This is a genomic window from Staphylococcus simiae (assembly GCF_002902085.1).
GTDB lineage: Bacteria > Bacillota > Bacilli > Staphylococcales > Staphylococcaceae > Staphylococcus > Staphylococcus simiae.
The window spans coordinates 1-9,440 of record NZ_PPQR01000004.1 but is presented as its reverse complement, the minus strand read 5'-3'; the positions used below and the strand labels follow the sequence as shown (position 1 = coordinate 9,440).

6 protein-coding genes, 27 tRNA genes, 1 rRNA gene and 1 pseudogene are annotated in these 9,440 nt (G+C 35.7%); all 35 read left to right on the top strand.

Going from position 1 to position 9,440, the window contains the following annotated elements; translation table 11 throughout:
- Positions 1-90, top strand: a 5S ribosomal RNA gene (gene rrf, locus CD113_RS00735); the annotation flags it as partial.
- 13 nt (positions 91-103) lie between these two features.
- Positions 104-179 (top strand) — tRNA-Val (locus tag CD113_RS00730).
- A gap of 14 nt (positions 180-193) precedes the next feature.
- Positions 194-269: transfer RNA gene (locus CD113_RS00725), tRNA-Thr, on the top strand.
- 5 nt (positions 270-274) lie between these two features.
- Positions 275-350, top strand: a tRNA-Lys gene (locus CD113_RS00720).
- Between the two features lie 6 nt (positions 351-356).
- A tRNA-Leu gene (locus CD113_RS00715) sits at positions 357-438 on the top strand.
- 3 nt (positions 439-441) lie between these two features.
- Positions 442-516 (top strand) — tRNA-Gly (locus CD113_RS00710).
- Between the two features lie 10 nt (positions 517-526).
- Positions 527-615 (top strand) — tRNA-Leu (locus CD113_RS00705).
- Between the two features lie 18 nt (positions 616-633).
- Positions 634-707, top strand: a tRNA-Arg gene (locus CD113_RS00700).
- Between the two features lie 9 nt (positions 708-716).
- Positions 717-790: transfer RNA gene (locus CD113_RS00695), tRNA-Pro, on the top strand.
- Positions 791-806: 16 nt separating this feature from the next.
- Positions 807-882, top strand: a tRNA-Ala gene (locus CD113_RS00690).
- A gap of 20 nt (positions 883-902) precedes the next feature.
- Positions 903-976: transfer RNA gene (locus tag CD113_RS00685), tRNA-Met, on the top strand.
- A gap of 28 nt (positions 977-1,004) precedes the next feature.
- Positions 1,005-1,078, top strand: a tRNA-Ile gene (locus CD113_RS00680).
- Between the two features lie 9 nt (positions 1,079-1,087).
- A tRNA-Ser gene (locus CD113_RS00675) sits at positions 1,088-1,177 on the top strand.
- 11 nt (positions 1,178-1,188) lie between these two features.
- Positions 1,189-1,264 (top strand) — tRNA-Asp (locus tag CD113_RS00670).
- 34 nt (positions 1,265-1,298) lie between these two features.
- Positions 1,299-1,391, top strand: a tRNA-Ser gene (locus tag CD113_RS00665).
- A 14-nt stretch (positions 1,392-1,405) separates the two neighbouring features.
- Positions 1,406-1,479 (top strand) — tRNA-Met (locus tag CD113_RS00660).
- 11 nt (positions 1,480-1,490) lie between these two features.
- Positions 1,491-1,566, top strand: a tRNA-Asp gene (locus tag CD113_RS00655).
- Between the two features lie 18 nt (positions 1,567-1,584).
- Positions 1,585-1,657 (top strand) — tRNA-Phe (locus CD113_RS00650).
- A gap of 7 nt (positions 1,658-1,664) precedes the next feature.
- Positions 1,665-1,740: transfer RNA gene (locus CD113_RS00645), tRNA-Thr, on the top strand.
- Positions 1,741-1,743: 3 nt separating this feature from the next.
- Positions 1,744-1,824, top strand: a tRNA-Tyr gene (locus tag CD113_RS00640).
- Between the two features lie 7 nt (positions 1,825-1,831).
- Positions 1,832-1,905: transfer RNA gene (locus tag CD113_RS00635), tRNA-Trp, on the top strand.
- Positions 1,906-1,907: 2 nt separating this feature from the next.
- Positions 1,908-1,980, top strand: a tRNA-His gene (locus CD113_RS00630).
- Positions 1,981-1,991: 11 nt separating this feature from the next.
- Positions 1,992-2,063 (top strand) — tRNA-Gln (locus CD113_RS00625).
- A 5-nt stretch (positions 2,064-2,068) separates the two neighbouring features.
- A tRNA-Cys gene (locus CD113_RS00620) sits at positions 2,069-2,142 on the top strand.
- Between the two features lie 14 nt (positions 2,143-2,156).
- A tRNA-Gly gene (locus CD113_RS00615) sits at positions 2,157-2,231 on the top strand.
- Positions 2,232-2,249: 18 nt separating this feature from the next.
- A tRNA-Gly gene (locus CD113_RS12700) sits at positions 2,250-2,324 on the top strand.
- 18 nt (positions 2,325-2,342) lie between these two features.
- Positions 2,343-2,417: transfer RNA gene (locus tag CD113_RS12695), tRNA-Gly, on the top strand.
- A gap of 38 nt (positions 2,418-2,455) precedes the next feature.
- A tRNA-Leu gene (locus tag CD113_RS00610) sits at positions 2,456-2,539 on the top strand.
- 502 nt (positions 2,540-3,041) lie between these two features.
- On the top strand, positions 3,042-4,100 hold the full coding sequence (locus CD113_RS00605; protein ID WP_002461704.1) for a PTS transporter subunit IIC: 1,059 nt from the start codon (positions 3,042-3,044) through the stop codon (positions 4,098-4,100).
- 224 nt (positions 4,101-4,324) lie between these two features.
- On the top strand, positions 4,325-5,782 hold the full coding sequence (locus CD113_RS00600; RefSeq protein ID WP_002461705.1) for an ABC transporter substrate-binding protein/permease: 1,458 nt from the start codon (positions 4,325-4,327) through the stop codon (positions 5,780-5,782).
- A pseudogene (locus CD113_RS00595) lies at positions 5,775-6,497 on the top strand (amino acid ABC transporter ATP-binding protein). Before CD113_RS00600 ends, CD113_RS00595 begins: the two are co-directional and overlap by 8 nt.
- A gap of 142 nt (positions 6,498-6,639) precedes the next feature.
- Entirely contained in the window at positions 6,640-7,770 is a 1,131-nt protein-coding gene (gene queG, locus CD113_RS00590; RefSeq protein WP_002461707.1) for a tRNA epoxyqueuosine(34) reductase QueG, read from the top strand.
- A 1-nt stretch (position 7,771) separates the two neighbouring features.
- Positions 7,772-8,242 (top strand): tRNA (uridine(34)/cytosine(34)/5-carboxymethylaminomethyluridine(34)-2'-O)-methyltransferase TrmL, encoded by a 471-nt coding sequence (gene trmL, locus CD113_RS00585; protein WP_002461708.1) that lies wholly within the window; start codon positions 7,772-7,774, stop codon positions 8,240-8,242.
- 293 nt (positions 8,243-8,535) lie between these two features.
- Complete coding sequence (locus CD113_RS00580) at positions 8,536-9,135, top strand: 6-phosphogluconolactonase (RefSeq protein WP_002461709.1); 600 nt, start codon at positions 8,536-8,538, stop codon at positions 9,133-9,135.
- A 21-nt stretch (positions 9,136-9,156) separates the two neighbouring features.
- A complete protein-coding gene (locus tag CD113_RS00575; protein WP_002461710.1) occupies positions 9,157-9,312 on the top strand; it encodes an SAS053 family DNA gyrase inhibitor in 156 nt (51 codons plus the stop codon).
- The last annotated feature ends 128 nt before the right edge of the window (positions 9,313-9,440 follow it).

Genomic DNA, 9,440 nt, shown 5'->3' with positions numbered 1-9,440 from the left:
CACCTGTTCCCATGCCGAACACAGAAGTTAAGCTCCTTAGCGCCGATGGTAGTCGGACTTACGTTCCGCTAGAGTAGGACGTTGCCAGGCAAATAATTTTTTCGGAGAATTAGCTCAGCTGGGAGAGCATCTGCCTTACAAGCAGAGGGTCGGCGGTTCGAACCCGTCATTCTCCACCATTTTTCTTACATATGCCGGCCTAGCTCAATTGGTAGAGCAACTGACTTGTAATCAGTAGGTTGGGGGTTCAAGTCCTCTGGCCGGCACCATGGAAGAGCCATTAGCTCAGTTGGTAGAGCATCTGACTTTTAATCAGAGGGTCAGAGGTTCGAATCCTCTATGGCTCACCATTTATAGCGGGTGTGGCGGAATTGGCAGACGCACTAGACTTAGGATCTAGCGCCTTACGGCGTGGGGGTTCGACTCCCTTCACCCGCATAAGCAGAAGTAGTTCAGCGGTAGAATACAACCTTGCCAAGGTTGGGGTCGCGGGTTCGAATCCCGTCTTCTGCTCCATTATATTAGTGCCGGGGTGGCGGAACTGGCAGACGCACAGGACTTAAAATCCTGCGGTGAGAGATCACCGTACCGGTTCGATTCCGGTCCTCGGCACCATTTTTAAAATAAATATATGCGCCCGTAGCTCAATTGGATAGAGCGTTTGACTACGGATCAAGAGGTTATGGGTTCGACTCCTATCGGGCGCGTTAATTATACGGGAAGTAGCTCAGCTTGGTAGAGCACTTGGTTTGGGACCAAGGGGTCGCAGGTTCGAATCCTGTCTTCCCGATATACTGTAAAATAATGGGGGCTTAGCTCAGCTGGGAGAGCGCCTGCTTTGCACGCAGGAGGTCAGCGGTTCGATCCCGCTAGTCTCCACCATTTATTTACAAACTATATAAGGCGGTGTAGCTCAGCTGGCTAGAGCGTACGGTTCATACCCGTGAGGTCGGGGGTTCGATCCCCTCCACCGCCACTATTTATTAGTTGTAAAATTATATTTAGGACCTTTAGCTCAGTTGGTCAGAGCTAACGGCTCATAACCGTTCGGTCGCAGGTTCGAGTCCTGCAAGGTCCATATAATTTTGGAGGAATACCCAAGTCCGGCTGAAGGGATCGGTCTTGAAAACCGACAGGGGCTTAACGGCTCGCGGGGGTTCGAATCCCTCTTCCTCCGTTTTTTATAATGGTCTCGTAGTGTAGCGGTTAACACGCCTGCCTGTCACGCAGGAGATCGCGGGTTCGATTCCCGTCGAGACCGCCATTTTGAAATTTAATAGCGATTTACCTATAATAATGGAGGAATACCCAAGTCCGGCTGAAGGGATCGGTCTTGAAAACCGACAGGGCCTTAACGGGCCGCGGGGGTTCGAATCCCTCTTCCTCCGCCATTATTTATTATTATCGCGGGATGGAGCAGTTCGGTAGCTCGTCGGGCTCATAACCCGAAGGTCGGTGGTTCAAATCCGCCTCCCGCAATTAATTTTATAGGTCTCGTAGTGTAGCGGTTAACACGCCTGCCTGTCACGCAGGAGATCGCGGGTTCGATTCCCGTCGAGACCGCCATCATTACGTTTTTATTATGGTTCAGTAGCTCAGTTGGTAGAGCAATGGATTGAAGCTCCATGTGTCGGCAGTTCGACTCTGTCCTGAACCATTACTTAGCCGGCCTAGCTCAATTGGTAGAGCAACTGACTTGTAATCAGTAGGTTGGGGGTTCAAGTCCTCTGGCCGGCACCATTTGGAGGGGTAGCGAAGTGGCTAAACGCGGCGGACTGTAAATCCGCTCCTTCGGGTTCGGCAGTTCGAATCTGCCCCCCTCCATATTAATAGGGGCATAGTTCAACGGTAGAATAGAGGTCTCCAAAACCTTTGGTGTGGGTTCGATTCCTACTGCCCCTGCCATGGCGACTGTGGTGAAGTGGTTAACACATCGGATTGTGGTTCCGACATTCGAGGGTTCGATCCCCTTCAGTCGCCCTTATTATTAATGGGCTATAGCCAAGCGGTAAGGCAACGGACTTTGACTCCGTCACTCGTTGGTTCGAATCCAGCTAGCCCAGTTATTGGCGGCATAGCCAAGTGGTAAGGCAGAGGTCTGCAAAACCTTTATCACCGGTTCAAATCCGGTTGCCGCCTCCAGGTTTATTTTTAATGCGGGAGTAGTTCAATTCTTAGAACACATTCCTTCCCGGAATGAGATATGGGTGTAAATCCTATCTTCCGCTCCATATTTGATTTAATAGCTTGCGGGAGTAGTTCAACTCTTAGAACACGTTCCTTCCTGGAATGAGGTATAGGTGTAAATCCTATCTTCCGCTCCATTTTTAATTTAATAGCTTGCGGGAGTAGTTCAACTCTTAGAACACGTTCCTTCCCGGAACGAGGTATAGGTGTAAATCCTATCTTCCGCTCCATAATTGCTTCCAGTGGGAAGTTTTTTGTTTATCATTTTGCCGGTGTGGCGGAATTGGCAGACGCGCGGGACTCAAAATCCCGTTCCACTTGTGGAGTGTCGGTTCGACCCCGACCACCGGTATCATTTAAAGTCTCTAAACTGATTGTTTAGGGACTTATTTTTTTAGGTTCTCTGTGAAATTGTACTACATTTTAATGCCTCATTGTCTAATTGGACTGAAATATAATTATTTCTTAAGCCTTGTGTTTCTATTTATTCTATTTCAACCTCCGCAACTTGCAAGGCAAAGTGAAAATGCTTTTTACAAAATTTTCTATGTTGAGGTACGGTCTCTCAAGGTTGGGGTACGCTCTCTCAAGAATCTTCATTTCAAAATAATTTTCATTTTAAATTATTTATTTGTTATTTATTAGTCATAAAATTTAAAGAACCTTTTAAGATGCTGTCTCATGAATTTTGATATTAAAATTATTTATACTTTTTAGTTATAATCAAAAGATTAGTACTAAACATCTAGAATTTATTTATTATTAAAGTTTAAGATAAATGCTTTTCAACAATTTATTGTGCATCTTTAGTCTTTGTATTATTATTAATTTAATGTGTGAACTGGAGGTAATTTATGAGTAACTCTAAAACTAATAATAGTCAATTTTTCAGTAAGATATTAAATGCAGTTGGTGCTGGTGTGGTAATAGCACTTATACCTAATGCTTTGTTAGGTGAGCTTTTAAAGATATTTAAAAATGGTAATGAAATTTTAGAAATGATTTATCAGTTAGTAATAGTGATTCAATCGTTTATGGCATTTATAGTAGGGATTCTAGCTGCACATCAATTAAAATTTAACGGTGCAGGATCTGCTATTATAGGTACGTCGGCAATGCTTGGATCTGGTGCGATTATATTTAATGGTCATGGGTTTGAAATAAAAGGTATTGGAGATATTATAAATACAATAATTGTTGTTATTATTGCATGTTTAATTTACATGTTATTACAAAATAAATTGGGTTCGTTAGAAATGATTGTTTTGCCAGTATTAATACCAATTATAAGTGGTGGTATTGGTTTAATAACTTTACCTTACGTAAGACAAATTACTCAAGCATTAGGTAGATTGATTAATTCGTTTACAGACCTAAATCCGTTACTAATGTCTATATTAATTAGTGTAACTTTTTCATTATTGATGGTAACACCAATTTCATTAGTAGCAATTGCTACAGCCATTGGTCTTAACGGACTTGGTAGTGGTGCAGCTAATTTAGGTATCGTAGCAGCCTGTGTAACATTTTTATTTGGTTCTTTACGTGTTAATTCAATTGGAGTCAATATGGTGTTATTAATTGGTGCCGCAAAGATGATGATACCTGTTTTTCTAAAAAATTTGATTATTGCCATACCGTTAACGATTAATGGTATTATTGTCGGGATCATTGCATATGTTTTACAGGTTAAAGGGACACCTTTATCAGCTGGCTTTGGTTATACTGGACTTGTTGGACCAATTAATGCTTACAATCGTATGCCAGGTGATCCAACAATGAACATTATATTATTAGCTATTGGATATTTCATCATACCATTTATAAGTGGATTTATCGTACATGAACTATGTAAAAAATTTATTCCTCTATACACAAATGATATATATAAATTTGAAGTTCCGAAACAATAAGATAAATTTATACTTTTCATATAATTATATGAGACTTGAACTAGCTTATGATATGCGCTCTATAAAAGAAACACTTAAAAAGTGAAATATTTATAGGGAGCATATCAATGTTATATTCAAGTCTTTTTATTTTGCTTAAACAATATCAAAAATTAAAATTACTGTTGCTTTAATTTGTATATATATGTATAATAATGAATATTAATTAAATAGGGGGTGCTTAAATGAAAAGGTTAGGGAAAGTCCTTTTAATTATGAGCATATTAATTAGCAGCATTGTGATTAATTTAAATCCAGTGGCGTTAGCTGATCAAGATAAAACTTGGGATAAAATTAAAGAACGTGGAGAACTAAGAGTTGGATTGTCTGCAGATTATGCACCAATGGAATTTGAGCGTAATGTGAAGGGAAAAACTGAATACGCTGGCGTTGATATAGACTTGGCTAAAAAAATTGCTAAAGATAATCATCTAAAATTAAAAATTGTTAATATGTCTTTTGATAGTTTACTAGGTGCATTAAAAACTGGAAAAATAGATATAATTATTTCTGGTATGACTACAACGCCAGAACGTAAAAAAGAAGTTGATTTCTCTGATTCATATATGAAAACCAAAAATGTCATGGTAGTAAAAAAAGATGACTTAAATAAATATAAAGAAATAAAAGATTTTAATAATAAAAAAATAAGTGCTCAAAAAGGTACAGATCAAGAAAAAATAGCACAAAATGAAATTGAAAATGCATCTATAACATCTTTGAGTAGATTGCCTGATGTGATCCTAGCATTAAAAAGTGGCAAAGTAGAAGGAGCAGTAGTTGAAAAGCCGGTTGCTGAAGCTTATTTAAAACAAAATCCAAAATTAGATATATCGAAAGCAAAGTTTAATGATGAAGAAAAAGATACAGTAATAGCTGTACCTAAAAATTCTCCTGAATTATTAGCTAATGTGAATAAATCAATTAAAGATGTAAAAGATAAAGGCTTAATTGATAAATATTTAACACATGCAGCACAGGATATGGAAGATAATGGTAACTTCTTTACTAAATACGGAACTTTTTTCTTAAAAGGGATTAAAGTAACTGTATTAATTTCATTAATTGGTGTTGCCCTAGGTTCAATATTAGGTGCAGTTGTTGCATTGATGAAATTAAGCAGATTTAAAATTTTATCCTGGATTGCAACAATTTACATAGAAGTACTAAGAGGAACTCCAATGCTAGTTCAAGTTTTCATCGTCTTCTTTGGAATTACTGCTGCCTTAGGATTAGATATATCAGCATTAATATGCGGTACAATCGCTTTAGTAATAAATTCGTCTGCTTATATTGCTGAAATTATTAGAGCAGGTATTAATGCAGTAGATAAAGGTCAAATGGAAGCATCAAGAAGTTTAGGATTGAGTTATTCTCAAACTATGAAGACAGTTATTATGCCACAAGCGATAAAAAATATATTACCTGCCTTAGGTAATGAATTTGTAACATTGATTAAAGAATCTTCTATTGTTTCAACAATTGGTGTTAGCGAAATTATGTTTAATGCTCAAGTAGTTCAAGGTAACTCGTTCGATCCATTTACACCATTGTTAGTGGCAGCAGCGCTATACTTTGTCCTTACATTTGTGTTAACTCGTATTATGGCTGTTATTGAAGGGAGATTGAGTGCTAGTGATTAATATTCAAAATTTAAATAAAACGTTTGGTGATAATGAAGTACTAAAAGATATTAATCTTGAAGTGAATAAAGGTGAAGTAGTTGCAATTATCGGCCCTTCTGGTAGTGGTAAAAGTACCTTGTTAAGATGTATGAATTTGTTAGAAACACCTACAAAAGGTCATGTTATATTTGATGGTAATGATTTAACTGAAAAAGGTGTTCATTTGGATCAATTAAGACAAAAAATGGGGATGGTATTTCAAAATTTTAATTTATTTCCCCATAAAAAAGTGATTGAAAATATCGTATTAGCACCTAAAATGTTAAAAAATACACCTAATGATAAATTATATGAAGAAGCACATTCTTTGTTAGAAAAAGTTGGATTGAAGGATAAGGCTGATGTCTACCCTAATTCTTTATCTGGGGGACAAAAGTAAAGAGTTGCAATAGCTAGAGCATTAGCTATGCATCCAGAAGTCTTATTATTTGATGAACCAACATCTGCATTGGATCCAGAAGTTGTTGGTGATGTATTAAAAGTAATGAAAGATTTAGCAAAAGAAGGCATGACGATGGTGGTTGTTACACATGAAATGAATTTTGCTAAGGATGTCAGTGATAAAGTCATTTTTATGGCTGATGGAGTAGTAGTTGAATCAGGTACACCAATAGAAATATTTGAAAATCCACAACATGAAAGAACTCAAAACTTTTTATCTCGCGTACTATAATTAGTTATAATCTTGAATGAATTTCGTTAATCTAAAGACGAGATTTATTCAAGTTTTTATTTTGATTAACAAGTTTTGTAGTCCTACTTTCAATAGTTAATATGTTAAAATGGCATAGTGAAATTTAAAAGGGGGATTATGATTGGATTATAAGCAGTTAAAGCAAGATATCATTGATTATGCTCATTCAATTGGTATTGACAGTATAGGTTTTACAACTGCCGATCCCTTTGATGAATTAAAGCAAAAGCTTGAAGATTACCATAGTAAAGGTTATGCTTCTGGTTTTGAAGAATCAGATATAGCTTTAAGAACAGAACCTAAATTATCTTTACCAACTGCAAGATCAATTATTGCGATAGCTGTTGGTTATCCTAATAAGTTAAAGGGCGCACCAAGAAGTGTTCGAGGTGATCGTAGAGGACTTTTTGCTAGAGCTTCGTGGGGACAAGATTATCATACTATTATGCGAACACGTTTAGATAAATTATCTGAATTTATAAAAGCAAAAGTTGAAAATGTTGAAATACTTTCTATGGTTGATACGGGTGTATTATCTGATAGAGCTGTCGCAGAAAGAGCCGGTTTAGGTTTTGCAGGGCGCAACGGTTTTATTATAAATAAGGATTTAGGTACATGGACATATTTAGGAGAGATGTTAGTTAGTATACCTTTTGAACCGGATGATCCAATCTTAGATAGTTGTGGTGATTGTACAATTTGCGTTGATAGATGTCCTACAGGTGCATTAGTGGGCAATGGTCAACTTAATAGTCAAAAGTGCATTAGCTTTCTGACTCAAACAAAAGGTTATATGCCTGATCAATATCGTTATAAAATAGGTAATAGATTGTATGGTTGTGACACTTGTCAACAAGTATGTCCTAAAAATAGAGGTATAAACACGCAACATGATGATATCGTTTTGGAACCTGAAATATTAAAGCCAAGATTAATACCGTTATTACAAATGTCTAACAAGGAATTTAAAGCAAACTATGGACATCTTGCTGGAGCATGGAGAGGTAAAAAACCAATACAAAGAAATGCTATACTTGCATTAGCACATTTTAATGAAGAAGCGGCAGTTCCAGAGTTAAAAGAAGTCGCTATGAATGATGCTAGGCCTATGATACGTGCAACAGCTTATTGGGCGATTGGACAAATTCTAGGCGAAGATGCTAGACCATTTATTAATGAACACTATAATAGTGAAGATGAAGAAGTACAAACTGAAATGCTAAAAGGCTTAGAAACAAGGAGTAACACATAATATGACAAATCACATTGTATTATTTCAACCTGAAATTCCAGCAAATACTGGTAATATTGCTCGTACTTGTGCAGGTACAAATACACATTTACATTTGATTAAACCACTTGGTTTTAGCACAGATGATAAGATGTTGAAAAGAGCTGGCTTAGATTATTGGGAATTCGTTAATATTATATATCATGAAAATATTGAAGATTTTTTCGACAATACTTCAGGTGAATATTATTTATTAACAAAATTTGGACAAAAAACATATAGCGACTTTGATTTTTCTAATACAGCAGTAGATAATTATTTTATTTTTGGAAGAGAAACCACTGGTTTGCCAGATTGGGTAAAAGAAAAATATAAAGAGACAGCTTTAAGAATACCGATGAGTGATCATATTCGTTCTCTTAATTTGTCTAACACAGCTGCATTACTAATTTATGAAGCGTTAAGACAACAAGATTTTCCAGGATTAAAGTAAAAATAGTAAATAAATATTTATAATATAAGCGTCTGAGACAAAAGCCATTCTATATTGTTTTTTTGCGATTGACAGTAACTCTCTATATTATAATATATTGATTAATCAACGTTTTATAATACAAGTCAGTCTTGCTGGGGTGAGATTGCGAAATAATTTGTGTTGAAACAATTATTTCTGTCCCACTCCCAAGATATTTTATATTTGAGTTTGGTTCACATTATTTTAGGGTATAATTGAAATTAATATCGCCTTATATATGTAAAATGTAAACTAAGAGGAGTGTAATAAACATGGCAATGAATTTTAAAGTATTTGACAACAGTCAACTTGTAGCAGACTATGCTGCCGACATTATTAGAAAGCAATTTAATAACAACCCAACAACAATAGCTGGGTTTCATTTAGATACAGACCAAGCACCTGTTCTAGATGAATTAAAGAAAAATGTGGATCATTATGCAGTGGACTTTAGTCAAATTAATATTTTAGATTATGACAACAATCAATCATATTTTGAAGCTTTAGGAGTACCTGAAAGTCAAATTTATGCCATTGGATTTGAAAAAGATGCCATTGAATTTATTTCAGATAAAATTAAAACAAAAGAAAATAAAGGTAAATTAACTTTGCAAGTGCTATCTATTAGTGAGCAAGGCAATTTAGATGTTAGTGTGCGTCAAGGATTAATGGAAGCTAGAGAAATTATTTTAGTCATTACAGGTAGTAATAAACGTGGACTTGTAGAAAAATTATATCAAGAAAATGGTAAAACTAGTTATGAGCCAGCTGACTTAAAAGCTCATCGTATGGTTAATGTAATTTTAGATAAAGAAGCTGCTGAAGGCTTACCAGAAGATGTAAAAACTTACTTTACATCACGTTTTGCATAAATAAAGATGTGAGGGATTAATATGTTTAATGAAAAAGATGCTAAATCAAATTATCATGAAGATGAAAATGCAATGGTAAATGATTTTGATGATTTGAAAGAACTAGGAAAAGAAATGGAACAAATTTCCGAAGAAAACGATCAAGAAAAGCATAATCAATCACACGATAATAATTAATGAAATTAGAATGAGACAGTTAATGTTTCATTCTATTTTTATGCAATAGAAATATATAATATACTATATATTATTTGAACTATTATTATATTATCGAAGTGACATTAATATGGTAATCTATATTAGAG